Origin of the sequence: Halomonas sp. ND22Bw, from assembly GCF_003011945.1 — a bacterium.
Lineage (GTDB): Bacteria > Pseudomonadota > Gammaproteobacteria > Pseudomonadales > Halomonadaceae > Halomonas > Halomonas halophila.
In genome coordinates this window covers 1-350 of sequence record NZ_PXWD01000381.1, presented here as the reverse complement: position 1 = coordinate 350, position 350 = coordinate 1, and the positions used below count along the sequence as shown (strand labels likewise).

Sequence of the window (350 nt, the reverse complement as noted above, 5' to 3'; positions counted from 1 at the left end):
ATTGGCGCCGGGCGGCAGGGTGATGGTGGCCTGGCCCGTCGCGGGTTGCTCGGCCGCCGGCGTCGTTGGCGCCGGGTTGGTTCCGGGAACTGCCGGCGCGGGCTCCTCAGGCGGCAGGCCCGCCTTCTGGCGTTCGATCTGGCGCCAGCGGGCCACGTTTCGCTGATGCTCCTCATAGGTCAGGGCGAAGGCGTGGCCGCCCGATCCGTCCGCGACGAAGAACAGGGCCGGGTCCGCCGGCGGGTTCAAGACGGCCTTCACCGCCTCCACGCCCGGATTGGCGATCGGCGTCGGCGGCAGGCCATTGATCTGATAGGTGTTCCACGGGGTCGCGGCCAACAGTTCGGAAC

1 protein-coding gene is annotated in these 350 nt (G+C 71.1%); it reads right to left on the bottom strand.

Annotation, left to right across the window (positions count from 1 at the left end; all coding sequences use genetic code 11):
• Positions 1-350 (bottom strand): endolytic transglycosylase MltG (locus CVH10_RS18545; RefSeq protein ID WP_146143057.1); only part of this gene is annotated, 350 nt, incomplete at both ends.